This is a genomic window from Streptomyces sp. NPDC002788, from assembly GCF_053592115.1.
The window spans coordinates 121,970-138,187 of record NZ_JBSFVB010000006.1 but is presented as its reverse complement, the minus strand read 5'-3'; the positions used below and the strand labels follow the sequence as shown (position 1 = coordinate 138,187).

The window sequence follows — 16,218 nt, the reverse complement described above, 5'->3', positions numbered from 1 at the left end:
GGGTCGGGCTGACGAGTCGTGATAAGGGGAACGGTCAGAGGGGGATGTTGCCGTGCCGGCGTTCCGGCATGGGGGCGCGTTTGCCGCGCAGGGCGCGCAGGGCGCGGCAGACCTGCTCCCTGGTCTCGCGCGGGGCGATGACGGCGTCGACATAGCCGCGTTCGGCGGCGAGGTACGGGGTGCCGTGGGTGCGTTCGTACGCGGCGAGCAGACGGGCGCGCAGTGCCTCGGGGTCGTCGGAGGCGGCGAGTTCGCGCCGGTGCAGCACGCCCACGGCACCCTCGGCGCCCATGACGGCGATACGGGCGGTGGGCCAGGCGAGGTTGACGTCGGCGCCGAGGTGCTTGGAGCCCATCACGGCGTATCCGCCGCCGTAGGCCTTGCGCACCACGATCGTGACCTTGGGCACGGTCGCCTCGGCGTAGGCGTACAGCAGTTTCGCCCCGCGCCGGATGATCCCGGCCTGCTCCTGCCGTACCCCGGACAGGTAGCCGGGCACGTCGGCGAAGGTCAGCAGAGGGATGCCGAACGCGTCGCAGAACCGCACGAACCGTGCCGCCTTCTCGGACGCGTCGATGTCGAGCACCCCGGCGGCGTGCAGCGGCTGGTTGGCGACGACGCCCACCGAGCGGCCCTCGACGCGGGCCAGGGCGCAGATGATGTTCGGCGCGAACAGCTCCTGCACCGGCAGCAGTTCGCCGTCGTCGACGACCGCGCGGAGGATGTCCCGCATGTCGTAGGCCTCACCCGGCCGGTCCGGGACGATCTCGTCGAGCCCGGCTCCCGGCGGGGCGTGCCCGGGGGCGTACTCCGGGGGCCGCTCCAGGTTGTTGGCCGGGAGGTACGACAGCAGGTCGCGGACGGTGTCGAGGGCGTCCTCCTCGTCGGCGGCCAGGAAGTGGGCGTTGCCGTTGACGGTGTTGCTGGTGCGGGCGCCGCCCAGTTCCTCGGCCGTGGTGCGCTCGCCGGTGACCGTCTCGATGACGTCGGGGCCGGTGACGAACATGTGCGAGGCGCCGTCCACCATCACCGTGAAGTCGGTGATCGCCGGAGAGTACGCGGCACCACCCGCGCACGGGCCCAGGACGACCGAGATCTGCGGGATCACCCCGGACGCCTTGACGTTGCGGCGTACCAGCTCGGCGTAGAGGGCGAGCGAGGCGACACCCTCCTGGATGCGGGCCCCGCCGGAGTCGTTCAGGCCGATCACCGGGCAGCCGGTCTTCAGGGCCAGCTCCATCAGGGCGACGGTCTTCTCGCCGAAGGCCTCGCCCATGCTGCCGCCGAACACCGTGGAGTCCTGGGCGAAGACGCACACCGGGCGGCCGTCGACCGTGCCGTACCCGGTGACCACCCCGTCGCCGTACGGCCGGCGGGCATCGGACCCGGCGGGCCGGGCCCGCACGAACAGGCCGGTCTCGGTGAAGGAGCCCTTGTCCACGAGCCGTTCGATCCGCTCCCGGGCCGAGAACTCCCCCCGTCTGCGCGGCCCGCCCGGGGCCAGCGCCTGCGCGCGGCGGCCCTCCAGACCGGCGACGCGTTCCCCGGTGCTCCCGGGTGCGTGCGTGGTCGTCTCCCCCGGACCGGATGCTGTCACCTCTGTGCTCACAACCACCTCCGAAGCGGTTCTCGAATATGGCAGCGAGGTGGGCGCACGCCGAACCGATCGCCGGTCTGTGTGGGGGAGATGAGTCCTCGGGCGCGGGGTTTCATCCCCGCGTGACAAGGGGTGACCGGAGCGGCCGCCGAGGCGGCGACGCGATTGAGTTGTCCGAGTGCTGAATGCGTTCTCCTTCTTCTATTGGACCCCCGCCCCCGCGACGACCACGCTGGAGTGCACCACCGCCCGACATCCGGAAGAGGTCACGAACCCATGCACACCCGCCGCATCGGTCACGTCGAGGTCAGCGCCATCGGCCTGGGTGCCATGCCCATGTCGATCGAGGGACGGCCGGACGAGGAGCGCTCCCTCGCCACCCTCCACGCCGCGCTCGACGCCGGTGTGACCCTGATCGACACCGCGGACGCCTACCACCGGGGCGCCGACGAGGTCGGTCACAACGAGACACTGATAGCCAAGGCCCTCGCCTCCCACGACCGCGGCGGCGACGTCCTGGTCGCCACCAAGGGCGGCCACCTGCGCCCAGGCGACGGCAGCTGGACCCTCGACGGCAGCCCCCGCCACCTCAAGGAGGCCTGTGAGGACTCCCTGCGCCGACTGGGCGTGGAGGCCATCGACCTCTACCAGTTCCACCGCCCCGACCCGCGCGTCCCCTACGCCGAGTCCATCGGCGCGATCCGGGACCTGCTGGACGAGGGCAAGATCCGCATGGCCGGCATCTCGAACGCGAACCCCGAGCAGATCCGGCAGGCGAACGAGATCCTCGGCGGCCGTCTGGTCTCCGTCCAGAACCAGTTCTCCCCGGCCTTTCGCTCCAGCGAGCCGGAGCTGCGCCTGTGCGACGAACTCGGCATCGCGTTCCTGCCCTGGAGCCCCCTCGGCGGCATCACCAAGGCCGGCGAACTGGGCTCGGCACACGCCGCGTTCGCCCGTGTCGCCGAGACGCGCGGCGTGAGCCCGCAGCGGGTGTGCCTGGCGTGGATGCTCGCCAAGTCACCCGTGGTCGTGCCGATCCCCGGCGCGAGCCGCCCCGAGACCATCCGCGACTCTCTCGCCGCCACAGACCTCGTCCTGACGACCGGGGAGCTGGCGGAGCTGGATGCCGCCTGAGCGGGCCACGGGACCCGGGGGCGGACACGTGCCGCCCCCGGGTCCCATGCTGCGGACCCCCCGACCCTCTGCCGCACAGCGGTCGGTCGCGTGACGGCGCCAAAGCCGTCGGCCGTTCGATGGACATTTCGAGCAGACGATTGGTCAAGAAGCGAAGAAAACACGTCAATCATGAACGGGTGAGAGAAGGGTGTGAATGTTTCCGTGCGGTGCGGGCATGCGCAGCGAAAACCTAGAGAGGGGCGCTTCGTGCTCGTACCGGACCCGAAGGTCGTCAGGACGTTGCTGACGCGGTATGCGTCGCTGCAGATCGCGCAGGCGGAGAGGAGCCTGCCGGCGAGGGCACGTGAGTTGGAGGACGTCAGCTACACGCTGTGCGTGATGATGGGGACCTCCGTCATCCGTGACGCCATCGCCAAGGCGGACGCCCTGCTGCTCGCCAAGGGGCAGCCCGTGGACGTGCGGCCCACCGATCCGGAAGAGGAGAGCGGCCTGTCGCTGGCCGTCTGACCCTCGCCGGGCCCGGTCGGACGGACCGGCCGACGACCGACGCACGCCCCGACGGCCCTAGTGGGTCGCCGGGGCGGCGGTCTTTCCGTGGAACGCCGTGCGGTACGCGTACGGCGTGGTGCCCACCACCTTGCGGAAGCGCTCCCGGAACGCCGTCGGTGAGCCGAAGCCCGCCTGGCGGGCGACCCGTTCCACGGAGTGGTCCGTGTTCTCCAGCAGGTACTGGGCCCGGCGCACCCGCGCCCGCAGCAGCCACTGCAGGGGCGTGGTACCGGTCTGCTCGCGGAAACGGCGGCTGAAGGTCCGCTCGCTCATTCCCGCCCGTGCCGCCAGCGCGCCCAGCGTCACCTCGTGCGCCAGGTTGTCCTCGATCCACTCCAGCACCGGTTCGAGCGCCGACCCCCGGGGCACCGGCGGATGCTCGTGCACGATGAACTGCGCCTGCCCGCCCTCCCGTTCCAGCGGCATGACCGACATCCGGGCGATGTTCGCCGCGACGGCCGACCCCAGGTCCCGGCGGATCATGTGCAGGCACAGGTCCAGCGCGGCGGCGGCCCCGGCCGAGGTGAGGATCTGCCCGTTGTCGACGTACAGCACGTCCGGCTCCACTTCGACCTGCGGGAACCGGCGGGCCAGCTCGCCCGCGGCCACCCAGTGCGTGGTGGCGCGCAACCCGTCCAGCAGCCCGGCCTCCGCCAGCACGAAGGCGCCCACGCACACCGACGCGATCCGGGTACCGGCCTCGGCCGCCTGCCGCAGTGCCGCCAGCACCCGGGCGGACGGCGGATCGGCCTGCGGCGAGCAGCCCGGCACGATGACGGTGTCGGCCTCCGCCAGCGCCTCGAGCCCCCGGTCGACGCGCAGGGTGAAACCGCCGTCCGCGCGCACCTCCGGTGTCTCGGCGCAGAGCCGTACCCGGTAGGCGGGCCGCCCGTCCGGCATTTGGGTCCAGGCGAAGGTCTGTTGAGGTGCCGCCATGTCGAACGGCACCACCAGGTCGAGAACCAGGATCGCCACGGAGTGCATGGCCGCCACCCTAGGCGCGTTCCCGCCGGCCGCAGAGGGCCGGGGGGCAGGGCGGTCTTCGATACGGGAACGCAGGTCGGGCGAGTTGGCGAGAACCCGTCGGAACCTGTCGTTTCAGCCCATGGGTGATCACGTCCCCGCTCCCTAACGTGGGCCCGGCACCGTTGATCGCATTCATGGAAAGAGTCCCGGTGACCAAGATCCTGCTGTCCCTCCACGTCCTGGCCGCCATCATCGCCATCGGTCCCGTGACCGTCGCGGCCAGCATGTTCCCGCCCGCAGCGCGCCGCGCCGGCACCGCGGGCGACGCCCCGGACCCGACGGCGGTCGGCACCGTCGCGCTGCTGCACCGCATCTGCCGCGTCTACGCCGGGATCGGACTGACCGTCCCGCTGCTCGGCTTCGCCACCGGTGCCGCGATGGGCGTCCTGGGCAGCGGATGGCTCGTCACCTCCATCGCGCTGACCGCCGCGGCCGCCGGTGTCCTGATCGCCTTCGTCCTGCCCCGCCAGGAGGAACTCCTCGGTCAACTCGAGGAGGAGCAGGCCGTCGGCCACGGCAGCACCGTGCAACTCGCCATGTTCACCGGCATGTTCAACCTCCTCTGGGCGACGGTCACCGTCCTGATGATCGTCCGGCCCGGATCCACGACCGGCGCCTGAGGTTCGCCCGGGAACCATGCGTTCGCCTGTCATGGATGTCCGTTCTGCGTCAAGTCATCCCACGGAATTCACACTCCGGGACACCGCGCCGCCTACACTCGCAGTCTCGCCCCCGAACGGGGCCGACGAGCAGAAAGGCACGTTGACGGGTGTTCCAGGATTCCCCCATCTACGACCGACTCATCGCGGAGCGCGGCGATGTACCCGCACAGGTGCGCCGCGAGGCCGAACGTGTGAGCAGGGAACTGGAGCTGGTCATGCGGCCCTCACAGTCCCTCGGCTACGACCGCCAGCACTCCCCGGGCACGGGCTGGCAGCGCGCGGGAATGCTCCCTGGCCCGCGACCGCAGTGACCCCGGCGGCCGACCCGGGCCCGATGACGCCGGGCCCGACGATGCCGGGGCCCGGTACTCAACGGATCGTGGTGTTCGAGCCGTTGAACTGCGACGGCACGACCGGAAGGGGGCGGGACAGCCACTCGGCGATCGTGCGGGCGATCGGCTGCCCCGTCTCCACCTCGACGAATCCGAACTGGCCCGACTGGTTGCACTCCAGGAACCACCAGGTCCCGTCCGCGTCCTCGACGAAGTCGAAGGCCCCGTAGGCCAGTTCGGCCTCACATAAGTAGGACCGGATGCCCGGCGCGATACACGGCGGCACGTCCACCGGGTGCCACGGCGAGCCGGGCGCGGCGAACCGCACGTCCACCTCGTCCGCGTCCTGTGAGGCCGCCTTGCGGGCGGCCAGCATCCGCTCGCCGATCACCGTGAGACGGATGTCGGCCCGCTTGCCGATCCGCCGCTGCAGCAGCGTCGGCCCGAATGCCACGGCGGCGAAGTCCGTGTCCGGCGCCACCCGGCTGGTCGGCACGGCCCGGGGCGGATCCTGCGGATGCGCGCCCGACACCGGCTTGACCACCAGATCCGGGTAGCGCTCGGCGAACTCGCGGGCGGCACGCGGGAAAGTCGTGATCAGCGTCGCCGGAACGGGCAGGCCGCACCGCTGGGCCAGCCGCAGCTGCCAGGGCTTGTGGCGGGCCCTGCGGGCCGCGTCCGGGTGGTTCATCCAGCGCGTGTCCGAGCCCCGCAGCATGCCGTAGAGGGCCTGGGAGGCCTCCTCGGTCAGCCACGCGGACGGCTGGGCGGCGCGCCCGGCCGGGGCGCCGGGCCGGCGCACCCAGACCGACCGCAGCCCCGCGATGCTCACCAGCCGCCCCCCGGCGGACAGATGGCCGCGGAACCGGCCGTGGACGTACTCCCCGGACAGCGCGACCCCGCCGGGCAGGTCGGCGGGGTCGACGCGGACCACCGGAACCCCCGTCGCGTTCAGGTGTACGACCACCATGTCCGCGGTGACGTCCTCCTCGCAGGTGAGGATCAGTACGGTCATCTTCGGCGGCCCGCGGTCAGTCGTCGAAGTGCGTCTTGGAACCGGCGGTGGACGTCGTGGTGCCGAACTCCCTCAACAGGGCGAAGTCGCAGGCGGCGACCCGGCCGTCGTGGAGCACGTTCAACTGCAGTCCGGCGTCGTACACGTACGGAACGGCAGCGTCCGACTCCACTGCCGGGCGCGCGTAGTTGAGCGCGAACGGTTGCATCGTCTCTCCCTCGTCGGTACTGCGCCGACCAGACGGCGGACCGGGGGGCACGAACGCCCGGTCCGCCGACGGGAATCGGCTTCCAGAGACTTATACGAATCGAACGGGTGGTTGGTTTCCTTACTTTCCGTAGTCATCGGGCCGGTTGCCGGTCCGGGTCCGGCCGACGTGGCGTGCTGCGCTCCCGTTCGCCGAGGGAGCCGCGGACGGTGCGCATGGCAAGGAGCAGGACGCCGATGTCGTCCAGGTACACCGGATCGGGCAGCACGTCGACCGGCAGCACGAAATAGAGCACCGCGCCCCAGAACACCCAGCGCGGGCCCGTGGGCAGTCCCGCGCGTCGCAGATCGCGCCGCGTCCGCACCAGCCGCACGAGGATGCCGACGGTGAGGACGAGGACGACGGCCGCGAGGACCGCGACCAGAGTGATCACCGTTGTGGTCGTATCCACGGGTTGCCCTCCTCCTGGCGTGCCGCGACACGGGGTGTCCCTTCCTGGATTCCCGTTTCCGCCGGCTGTATTGCGGCCCGAGCCCGACATGTCGGCGAGTCGGCGGATTTTCCCGTCGGGTGGTCGTCCCGGTGGCTCATCCGAGTGGCACGGGGTGACGGGCGCCCCTAGTAATGGTCAGCGTAACGGCGCTCGCCGGACGGCGGGGGGCGCAGGAGCGGCCGCACTCTTCCCGTGGAGGTGAGTATGACCACCTGCTCTTCATCACCCCGCTCGAACGAACCTGCCATACCCGACGAGCCGAACGGGTCCGCCCAGCCGTCCGCCGAGACCACCGTCACCACCGGCACGTACCAGGTGGAGCAGACGAGCACGCAGCCGGCCGCCGGCGCGTACGAGCCGTACGGCCCCCCGCAGCCCGGCAGGCCGGGCACCGAGCCTGCCGCCGCCCCCGGCTCGCGCCCGGCCGCGGGCACGGAACCGGCAGTGACCGCCCAGGCGCATGCGCGGGCCTCCACGCCCGGCCCGGACCAGCCGGACCGGCGGAACGCACGGGCTGCCGCCCCTGGCCCACACGAGGCGGACCGGGCGCACGCGCACGCCGCCGGCGCCGGCCCGATCCAGGCGGACCAGGCGTCCGCGCGGGCCGTTGCCCCCGCCCCGGACCAGTCGAGCGCGCAGTCCGCTGCCCGCCGACCGGGCCCGGCGACCGACTACTCCGCGCCCCCCGGCCAGGACTGGCTCGATCCGGAGGATGCGCGCCCGGCCCCGCCCGGTCAGGACGGGAGGGACCCCGCAAAGGCACGGCCTGCCGCCCCTGCCCTGGACCGGACGGACCGGCCGCCGGCAGGGCCCGCCCGACCCCCTTCCTCCGGCCCCGACGAGGCCGCGCGTCCCGCGGCGCGCGGCTTGGAGGAGCCGGCCCAGCCCGCGGCGCCCGGCCGGAACGAGGCCGCTGAGCACGCAGGCCCCGGCCCGCAGGAGACGGAACAGCCGAACGCCCGGCCGTTCGTCATCCGCTCACTCGACGACAACCCGGTGGAACTCCGGCCCGAGACCGGGCCGGCCGGTGGCGCGCCGTACGGAGACGCGGTCAGTGACCTCGTGCACACCGCCGTGGTCGACCGGCCGCTGGAGGAGGTCGTCGACCTCATCACCTCGCTGGAGGAGTCGCCCGACCACACCCGGGCCAGGGCCGCCGCGCTCCGCACGGCCGGGCTCGCCCGGCCCGTGGAGGACGTCTCCCGCCTGATCGCCCTGCTCACGAAGCCCCCGCGCGACGCCGACTGCGCGGACGAGGCCATCCGGGCCGCCGCCCACCGCCCGGTGGAGGAGGTGACCCGGCTGGTCACCTTGCTCCACGAGGAGCCGCAGGAGCCCCACGTCCGCGAGGAGGCACTCCGGGCCGCCGCCACCGGCCGGTCCGTCGGGGAACTGGTCGAGTTGATCGACCGCCTCGGCCTGGAACGTCTGGACCGCAACGGCCGACCGGCGGGCGGGACTTCCAGCACCGACAACGAGTCGGGGAAGCCCGAGGTGTCCAAGGGCCGCGCGGCGCACACCACTTCGGCCGCCGGGACCCACCGTACGCTCGACGCCCCGTCCGCGGAGCGTGCGACGGACCGGCTCGCCAGGTCGGTGTCGTGGTCGGGCCGGCTCGCCGCGCTGGCCCTGGCCGTGTGCGCCCTGGCCCACTACCCGCTGGACCGCGGCGACGCGTCCCTGCGGATGCACGCGCTCGCGCTCGGCCTGTCGGTGCTGTGCACGGTGCTGGCGCTGCTGCTGGCCCTGCGCCCCGTGGCGCTGGTGCTGGCCGGAGCGGTCCTGGTGCCCACGGTGCTGGCCGGGGCTCAGGCCTACGGGAGTTCCTTCCCGTCGGCGTCGCTGGCCCGGGCCGTAAACCTCGCGCTAGCCCCGCCGTGGCTGGCCGCCGCGGTCGCCGTGTGCGCGGCGCTGTTGTCCCTCGTCGCCTTGGCCTTCCGCGTACTGGCCCCCATCGCCGCCCGGCAGTGGGCGGCCGTGCCGACCGAGGCGGGCAGGACGGCGGAGTGACCTCTACGGGTTCGGCGCGGGACCGGATCCGCCTGCCGCTGGCCCGGTCCCGCCCGCGTCCCGTGCCCGGCGGTCGAGCAGCCCGGCCGGCACCCGGTCCATGAGCGGCTGTTCACCAGGCGGACGCCGTGGCGCACCCCTGTGCCGACCGCGGCGGCCGTCCCGACGATGCCGATCCCCCCGAGCCCCTTGCTGCCCGTGGGGTTCAGCCGCAAGTCGTCCCCGACGAGCCAGTCGCCCTGGAGGGCCCCACCATGACCGGGTACGTCGCCGCCACCCCGCCCCGGCAGCAGGGGCTCCTCCCGGCGCAGCCTGGCCGGGGACCGCGTCCGGGCCACGTGGAGCGCCGGGCACCCTCGCGCAGGCACTCGGCCAGGACCCCTGAACGGGCTTGCCGCTGCCGGGCTCGACGTCCGGCTCGTCGCGGACGCGCAGCTCGACCGGGTCCACGCCGAGGTCGGACGCGAGCCGTACTGCCGTACGGGAGCGCGCATCCACCGGGAGACGACTGACACGCGCGGCCCACGAAGAGGCCCTACGGTTCCGAGTTCACCCGCTGCGCTTCGACGCTCTCCCCCTCCCGGGACGCGGCCGCGGGACGCCTGGGCTTGAAGCGCTCCAACGTCCGTGTGAGCTGCTGCAGCGGCGACGCGGCGGGCGCGCCGGGCGGCTCCTGCCGTGGCGGAGCGACCTCGGCGGTCTCCTGGTAGGCCGCCAGGGCCTCGTGGGCGCGCTCGGCCGCTTCCCGGTACAGGTCACGCGACTTCGTCATGGCCTCGAGCGCCTCGGCGTACATGGCCACCAGACCGCGCTGGCGGTCCAGCTCCTCTTGGAGCGTCAGCAGGTGCCAGTCCTCCCGCAGCGCGGTGAGGGCGTCCTCGGCGCCGTCGGGCAGGGGTGCCGGCAGCGCGGCGAACCGCTTCACCGCGTCGACGAGGTCGACCGGCTCCGAGCCGTCGAGAAAGACCGCGCGCACGGAGAAGTCCTGGGCGTCGTAGCCCTCCGGCGGCGGGCTGCCGGGCAGCACCACGGCACCGCCGCGCGGCACTTGGACACCGAGGTCGCGCAGGGCCCAGTTGAGGCCCCGATGCTGCTGGGGCGCGGCGCGGTGCTCCACCACACGGTGCCGCAGCCCCGGCGGGAGCCACCGCACCACCGGCACCCGGCCGCGCTCGTCGGTGGTCATCGCCTCGTGCACCACCACGTGGATGTGCCAGCCGCCGCGCACCGCGTTCCGCAGCAGGCGACGGGTCTCCTGGTCGTCCTGCGGCAGCGGGTTGATCTCCCTCAGGGACAGTCGCGTGGCGGCGTCCTGGTCCCAGGCGGCGTCCGGCTCCTGCGGCCAGAACAGGGCTGCCGGGGACGGCCACGCGTGGTCCCACGGCCGCTCCGCCTCGGCGACCAGCATCCACTCCTGCCCGGGCCCGTCGCCCGGTCCGGGCCGCACGCTCAGCCGGGCCCGCACGGTCACGTCGTCGCCGGCCCGCCAGCGGGCTTCGAAGACCCGCTCCGCCGGTGCGGTCTCGTCCTCGGGCAGCTCGAGGAAGTCGTCGATGGCCTGACTGTCCATGCGCTGCTGCAGCGAGCGCCGGAGAACGTCTACCGCGTCGCCCGAGGCGTGGCGGCCGCGCGCCGGCCACACCGTGGCGGGAGTCAGGGGACGGGCGGTGGTGGAGGTCGGCATGAGTCCATCTGGGAGCGAGGGTACGTGCGCCTGCCAGTATCGTCGCCGCGGGCCGACGGGTGCTACCCGGGGTCGCACGGGACTCCGGGCGCCGGTGACATACGTAGCTACGACCCTTCACCTCCCCGGTGGGCACGCGGCCGGCGCGCGGGGACGATGTCGCTCACGCCCGGCCCCTCGGCGCTCTCCACCTCATGGGTCCGCTCGTTCCGTTCCGGAGCGTCTCTCTCGGTCATGCGGACCGCGTACCCGTGCTGAGCTGTGCCATGTGAGGCGAGGACGGCGCCTTGTGCCGGCCGGGCAGCGCATTGCCCCGAGTGCCGGCGCCTTGCCGACCGGGGGTGCGCGGGATGTGCGCCGTGCGCGCGGGGTGTGCGCGCCGCGCGCACATCGAGCGATCTCACGCGTGGCAAGCCCACCCCCCCGGTGCCGACACTGGTCCGCACGAGCAGGGCCCGCCCACCATCCGCACCGGGGCGTGCCCTGCTCGCCGGATGCCGGAGAACCGCCGGCACGGGAGGTTCACACCGGCCGTACCGGGCCAGGCGACAGGGGAGGTGAGGCGCGCACGAGGCAAGGCTCTCGTTCCCACACCCCGCCGTCGTGGAGCAGGCCGGGCAACCGCTGGGGACCGCGGTCGTACGGGCCGATGCTCTGCCTGAGCATCGGCCCGCTGGTATGGCGGGTGATCGACGGCGGCGGCGCGGGCCGCATCCTGGTGGCGGCCGGTCTGGTGCTCGTACGGGCCTGCCTGCCGGCCGCGCACCGGGCGGCTCGGCGCAGGCGGACCGGGCCTTGAGCGGCGCACCGGGCTGCCGCTGAAGCTGCCGCGTTCCGCGGACGCCGCGGAACGCGGTGTCAGCTCCAGCCGAACCGGCGGTCCACCACGGCGGTGAACTCCTCGAGGGTCAGCACCGAGTCCCCGTTCTGGTCGGCGGTGTCGAACAACGCGGAGGAGGCGTCGGCGTCCTGCACGCCCCAGAGCGGCAGCACACCCGAGGCCGCCAGGGACGGTCCTTTCGTCCGCAGAGCGACGATCACCTCTTCCCGGGTGAGCACCCCGTCCTGGTCGAGGTCGAGCGCCTCGAACAATCTGCGGCCCTTGTCACTCATCCTGGTCCCCGTCGCGAGTCCGGCGGGCGGGCGGATCCATCCCGCTCTCCAGGAAGGACGCCCTGCGCGCCGACCCGGTTGCCTCGCGCGTCCCCCGGCAGACGAGGGCAGTCGACCGCCGGGGCGCCGAGGCACTCCCGTAGATCACGGCGGTGGGGAATCCCGCCCGCTCAGCGCCGCCGGATGCGAAGGTGTGAGCGCGAAGCGGAGTCAAGGGAAGGAACCTCTCGGTATGGCCGTCATCCACCAGACCGTCCTCAAACCGACCAAGCTGGAACTGCTGACCTCCTGGCTGCCCTCTCGTCCGTGGTACCGCGGCGGCACGGCCGAACCGCAGCTCGCCAAGGCGGGCGGCTTTCGGCTGGACGACCCGCAGGGCCAGGTCGGGATCGAGTTCATGGTGGTCACCGACGCCTCCGGCTCTCACCCGACCACATACCTGGTACCCCTCACCTACCGCGGTGCTCCGCTCGACGGCGCGGAGCACGCTCTCGTCGGCACCATGGACCACGGTGTGCTGGGGCGGCGCTGGGCCTACGACGGCTGCCACGACCCCGTGCTGGTCGCTCAGTTGTCGGCCCTGATCGAGGGACGTGCGCGGGCCCAGGACCAGAACACCAGCGATATCCCGGACCGCGAGGTCAGCGCCTCCTTCACCGGTGAAGGCCCTCTCTCCACCGATCGCACCGCCACCGACGATCACGAGGGCACCGCACTGACCACGCCGCACGGCACGACCCTCCGCCTGCACCGCGTCCTCCAGCCCGCCGACGGTGCGTCCCTCCCTCCGCAGGGAGCGACCGGCCATGTCACCGGCTCCTGGCAGACGCCGGACGGGGGCCGCGCCCGAGGGGTCTTCGCCGTCCTGTGATCAACCGCTTCAAGAGCCGGCCACCCGTGGGACCGGCAGCGGCGTGGCTGCTTCACTGACGTTCAGGCTCGTACCCTTCTGCCCCGCAGGAGGGTACGAGCCGCAGGTTCAGGGCGTGTAGACCGTCGGCCGGGGAGCCGTCGGCATGTTGTCGCCTATGAAGAAGCTCGGGTGCGGCGGCTGGTTGTAGGCGGTGTTCTGCCAGGCCAGGGCCGTTCGGTACTGCGTGTCGTGAAGCAGGGTCGTGATCTTCGTGTTGGTCTGGTGCGGGGTGGAGTAGATGCGCAACGCCGTGTTGTTGCCGGTGCGCCAGATGACCTCCTCGCGCCAGTCGCCGAGGATGTCGCCCGACAGGACCGGCGTGGACTTGGTGCCGTTGTTGGAGGAGACGCCGGAGCCGGTCAGCAGACGGGTGTCGCCCGACGTGCCGTACTTGTCGATGCGGGTACCGTCGAGGAGTTCGCGGACGGGGTCCGCGTCCCACCAGGACAGGAAGTTGACGCTGGAGGGCTCCCGGCCCAGGGCGGCGCCGGTGGCCGAACGCAGGGTGTTGTCGGTGGCGGACCAGGCCTCCGCGCCCGCGCTGCCGGCGTAGACGTCGGCGGCGACGCCGCGGCCGTTGTCGGAGCCGGAGGAGGTCCGCCACAGGATCTGGCCGGTGCGGGCATCGGCCATCCAGGAACCGGGCTTGCTGGAGTCCTCCGAGACCTTGAAGTACTCCAGGCCCGCGCGGGCGGGGTTGAGATCCCCGACGTGGCCCGCGTCGCCGTGACCGAGCCTGGTCGTCCACAGGCCGCTGCCGTTGTCGTCCACGGTCATCGCGCCGTAGACGATCTCGTCCTTGCCGTCGGCGTCGACGTCGGCGATGGACAGGCTGTGGTTGCCCTGGCCGTCGTAGCCCTTGCCGCTGTTGCTCGAGGAGTTGGTGTCGAAGGTCCAGCGGCGGGTGAAGGCCCCGTTGCGCCAGTCCCAGGCGGCGATGACGGTGCGGGTGTAGTAGCCGCGCGCCATGATCAGGGACGGGCGGGCGCCGTCCAGGTAGGCGGTACCGGCCAGGAAGCGGTCGACGCGGTTGCCGTAGTTGTCGCCCCAGGAGGAGACGGTGCCGCGGGCCGGGACGTAGTCGACGCTCTGCATCGCCTTGCCGGTCTGCCCGTTGAACATGGTCAGGTACTCGGGGCCGGACAGGATGTAACCGCTGGAGTTGCGATGGTCGGCCGTGGAACTTCCGATGACCGCGCCGGTGCCGTCGCGCGTGCCGTCGGCGGTCTTCATGGCGACCTCGGCCTTGCCGTCACCGTCGTAGTCGTATACCTGGAACTGCGTGTAGTGCGCGCCGGAGCGGATGTTGCGGCCCAGGTCGATGCGCCACAGCCGGGTGCCGTCCAGCTTGATGCCGTCGACGATGGTGCTGCCGGTGTAGCCGGACTGGGCGTTGTCCTTGGCGTTGGTGGGCTGCCACTTCAGCACCAGGTCCAGCGCGCCGTCGCCGTCGAGGTCGCCGACGGAGGCGTCGTTGGCCTCGTAGGTGTAGGCCGAGTTCCCCGGGGCGGTGCCGCCCGGGGGTGGGGAGATCGGCACGTCCTTGTAGCCGGTGCGGAACTGCACCGCTCGCTCGGACGCGGCCTGCTCCGTGCCGTTCACCACCGCCCGGACCGTGTAGTCGGCCGAGGCCGCGCCGCCCGCGTCGAAGTAGTTCGTCGAGGCGGTGAGGGGCGACGCGTTGAGTCTGGTGCTGCCGCGGTAGACGTTGAACGAGACGTTGTTCGGGTCGGTGGCCAGCCACCGCCATGACACCAGGTTGCCGCTGCCGGTGTGGACGCTGGTCAGCCCTCGGTCGAGCTTCTCGACCTGGCGGGCGGTCGCCGCCTGCGCGGTCTGGGGCAGTGCGACGAGTGCGGAGACGGCCAGTACGGCGGCGGAGACGCCACCGACGAGCCGGCCGCCCGGCTGTCGGGGCGACCGCCGGGGTCGAGGCGCGATGCGGGGACGCCGAATTGAGCCGGTCACGGTGACCTCCGGGGCGTGGGGGGTATGGGAACGCTCCCATCACCGGGAGCGTAAGAAGGTGCTGATGCCTCGTCAAGGATTCTGTCCAGTCTGCTGTTTGGGCCTGTTCGGATCCGTGAGTTTCTTGCTGCTCATGGATTGACAGCCGGGCGGCGGCCCCAGAACACTGCGGGATACGCCGCACACTGAACTGGGATCCTCATCGTCGAATGAGTTCGACTGGGCGGGAAGTTCACATGCAGAGCAGGGCGATTGGCGGATCCCGCACTCGCGACACCTTCGATTCGACGATGGAGTGCCCCGTGCCGACCTAGCAGAGTTGTGAACGCTCCCAGCACCCCGCAGGCCGGCAACACCGCCAGTCCCGGAACCTCCACCCCCACACCACTGTCCGCCGACCGCGCCGCCTCACGCGCCGCCGACGGGCGAGGAGGAGCGACCATGCCCCCCACCGCCGCGCCCGCATCGGCTCGGATCAGCCGCCGAACGCTGCTCAAGGCCACCACCGCGACCGCTGGAGCGATCGCCACCGCCGCCACGCTCGCCGAACTGGAGACCCCGGCCACCGCTGCCGCCGCCTTCGTCAAGGGCGTCGACATCAGCTGGGTACCCCAGATGGAGGCGCGCGGCTTCTCCTGGCGGAACGCCAACGGGCAGCCCCAGGACCTGCTGACCATCCTCAAGGGTTACGGCATCACGGCAGTGCGGCTGCGCACGTTCGTCAACCCGTCCAGCCATCCGGCGAACGGGCACTGCGGCATCGACGAGGTCGCGGCCTTCGCCAAGAGGGTCAAGGCCGCGGGCATGTCGATCATGCTGGACTACATGTTCGGCGACACCTGGAACTCCGTCGGTGTGCAGAACCCGCCGGCCGCCTGGCGGAGCATGAGCTACAGCCAGATGGTCACCGCGATGAGCGCGTACGTGAACCGGACGATGACCGTGATGAGGAACAACGACGTGCTCCCCGCCTGGGTGCAGATCGGCAACGAGATCAACAGCGGGATCTGCCGCCCCGTCGGCAGCGTCTCCAACCCGGCACAGATGACCGGGCTTCTCAATGCGGCGTACACCCAGGTCAAGGCCGTGTCGCCGAACTCGGCGGTGTGCATCCACCTGGCCCAGCCGCAGAAGTACGAGGTGATGACGACGTTCTTCAGCCGTTTCGCCGCGGCCGGCGGCAAGTGGGACATGTCGGTGTTCTCCTCCTACGGCAGTGCCGACGTCGCCCCCGGGATCGTGGCGAACATGCGGAGGATCTCCGAGGCCTACGGAAAACCGTTCCTGCAGAGCGAGTTCGGAGGCCGGGTCGACCGGGTCTCCTCCACCCGGGCCGCGCTGGTCGCCTACACCAAGGCGCTCAAGGCCAACGGAGGGCAGGGCATCTTCTACTGGGAGCCGGAGTGCATGTCCCCGTTCACCGGTTACGACATGGGCGCCTGGGACTCCGCCACCAAGCGGCCCACCGCCATCATGAACGGCTTCACCCAGGCTTGAGCGACGGGCGCCGG

16 protein-coding genes are annotated in these 16,218 nt (G+C 72.1%); 8 read left to right on the top strand and 8 right to left on the bottom strand.

What is annotated here, in order from left to right:
* Window positions 1-34: 34 nt before the first annotated feature.
* Complete coding sequence (locus ACWD1U_RS13635) at window positions 35-1,597, bottom strand: acyl-CoA carboxylase subunit beta (RefSeq protein WP_451107218.1); 1,563 nt, start codon at window positions 1,595-1,597, stop codon at window positions 35-37.
* A 276-nt stretch (window positions 1,598-1,873) separates the two neighbouring features.
* On the opposite strand from ACWD1U_RS13635, the gene ACWD1U_RS13630 reads away from it, so the two are divergent.
* The gene (locus tag ACWD1U_RS13630) at window positions 1,874-2,731 is read left to right on the top strand and encodes an aldo/keto reductase (RefSeq protein ID WP_451107216.1); all 858 of its coding nucleotides are present in this window, start codon (window positions 1,874-1,876) and stop codon (window positions 2,729-2,731) included.
* A 249-nt stretch (window positions 2,732-2,980) separates the two neighbouring features.
* The gene (locus ACWD1U_RS13625; RefSeq protein ID WP_451107214.1) at window positions 2,981-3,241 is read left to right on the top strand and encodes a DUF5133 domain-containing protein; all 261 of its coding nucleotides are present in this window, start codon (window positions 2,981-2,983) and stop codon (window positions 3,239-3,241) included.
* A 57-nt stretch (window positions 3,242-3,298) separates the two neighbouring features.
* Here ACWD1U_RS13625 and ACWD1U_RS13620 read toward each other — a convergent pair whose 3' ends face one another.
* Complete coding sequence (locus ACWD1U_RS13620) at window positions 3,299-4,267, bottom strand: GlxA family transcriptional regulator (RefSeq protein WP_451107212.1); 969 nt, start codon at window positions 4,265-4,267, stop codon at window positions 3,299-3,301.
* 191 nt (window positions 4,268-4,458) lie between these two features.
* Here ACWD1U_RS13620 and ACWD1U_RS13615 point away from each other — a divergent pair, with 191 nt between their 5' ends.
* Window positions 4,459-4,929 (top strand): hypothetical protein, encoded by a 471-nt coding sequence (locus tag ACWD1U_RS13615; protein WP_451107210.1) that lies wholly within the window; start codon window positions 4,459-4,461, stop codon window positions 4,927-4,929.
* 149 nt (window positions 4,930-5,078) lie between these two features.
* Window positions 5,079-5,282 (top strand): hypothetical protein, encoded by a 204-nt coding sequence (locus ACWD1U_RS13610; protein ID WP_451107209.1) that lies wholly within the window; start codon window positions 5,079-5,081, stop codon window positions 5,280-5,282.
* Between the two features lie 58 nt (window positions 5,283-5,340).
* Here the strand turns inward: ACWD1U_RS13610 and tgmB are convergent, their stop codons facing one another.
* The 3 genes from tgmB to ACWD1U_RS13595 all read right to left on the bottom strand — a co-directional run bounded on the left by tgmB (window position 5,341) and on the right by ACWD1U_RS13595 (window position 6,977).
* A complete protein-coding gene (gene tgmB, locus ACWD1U_RS13605) occupies window positions 5,341-6,318 on the bottom strand; it encodes an ATP-grasp ribosomal peptide maturase (protein ID WP_451107207.1) in 978 nt (325 codons plus the stop codon).
* Window positions 6,319-6,334: 16 nt separating this feature from the next.
* Complete coding sequence (tgmA, locus tag ACWD1U_RS13600) at window positions 6,335-6,526, bottom strand: putative ATP-grasp-modified RiPP (RefSeq protein WP_451107205.1); 192 nt, start codon at window positions 6,524-6,526, stop codon at window positions 6,335-6,337.
* Between the two features lie 133 nt (window positions 6,527-6,659).
* Window positions 6,660-6,977 carry a YkvA family protein gene (locus ACWD1U_RS13595; protein WP_451107203.1) on the bottom strand — a complete coding sequence of 106 codons (318 nt, stop codon included), beginning with the start codon at window positions 6,975-6,977 and terminating at the stop codon, window positions 6,660-6,662.
* A gap of 246 nt (window positions 6,978-7,223) precedes the next feature.
* Here ACWD1U_RS13595 and ACWD1U_RS13590 point away from each other — a divergent pair, with 246 nt between their 5' ends.
* Window positions 7,224-9,029, top strand: a complete 1,806-nt coding sequence (locus ACWD1U_RS13590; protein WP_451107201.1) for a hypothetical protein — start codon at window positions 7,224-7,226, stop codon at window positions 9,027-9,029.
* A gap of 535 nt (window positions 9,030-9,564) precedes the next feature.
* Here ACWD1U_RS13590 and ACWD1U_RS13585 read toward each other — a convergent pair.
* Window positions 9,565-10,713 (bottom strand): hypothetical protein, encoded by a 1,149-nt coding sequence (locus tag ACWD1U_RS13585; protein WP_451107200.1) that lies wholly within the window; start codon window positions 10,711-10,713, stop codon window positions 9,565-9,567.
* Between the two features lie 649 nt (window positions 10,714-11,362).
* Here ACWD1U_RS13585 and ACWD1U_RS13580 point away from each other — a divergent pair.
* Entirely contained in the window at window positions 11,363-11,512 is a 150-nt protein-coding gene (locus ACWD1U_RS13580; RefSeq protein WP_451107198.1) for a hypothetical protein, read from the top strand.
* A 59-nt stretch (window positions 11,513-11,571) separates the two neighbouring features.
* Here the strand turns inward: ACWD1U_RS13580 and ACWD1U_RS13575 are convergent, their stop codons facing one another.
* Window positions 11,572-11,826: an EF-hand domain-containing protein gene (locus ACWD1U_RS13575; protein ID WP_451107196.1), complete on the bottom strand. Its 255-nt coding sequence runs from the start codon at window positions 11,824-11,826 to the stop codon at window positions 11,572-11,574.
* Window positions 11,827-12,058: 232 nt separating this feature from the next.
* Here ACWD1U_RS13575 and ACWD1U_RS13570 point away from each other — a divergent pair, with 232 nt between their 5' ends.
* The gene (locus ACWD1U_RS13570) at window positions 12,059-12,697 is read left to right on the top strand and encodes a maltokinase N-terminal cap-like domain-containing protein (RefSeq protein WP_451107194.1); all 639 of its coding nucleotides are present in this window, start codon (window positions 12,059-12,061) and stop codon (window positions 12,695-12,697) included.
* A 108-nt stretch (window positions 12,698-12,805) separates the two neighbouring features.
* Here the strand turns inward: ACWD1U_RS13570 and ACWD1U_RS13565 are convergent, their stop codons facing one another.
* Window positions 12,806-14,608, bottom strand: coding sequence for a rhamnogalacturonan lyase (locus tag ACWD1U_RS13565; protein ID WP_451107526.1), 1,803 nt, complete (start codon window positions 14,606-14,608; stop codon window positions 12,806-12,808).
* A 540-nt stretch (window positions 14,609-15,148) separates the two neighbouring features.
* On the opposite strand from ACWD1U_RS13565, the gene ACWD1U_RS13560 reads away from it, so the two are divergent.
* The gene (locus tag ACWD1U_RS13560; RefSeq protein ID WP_451107192.1) at window positions 15,149-16,204 is read left to right on the top strand and encodes a glycosyl hydrolase 53 family protein; all 1,056 of its coding nucleotides are present in this window, start codon (window positions 15,149-15,151) and stop codon (window positions 16,202-16,204) included.
* The last annotated feature ends 14 nt before the right edge of the window (window positions 16,205-16,218 follow it).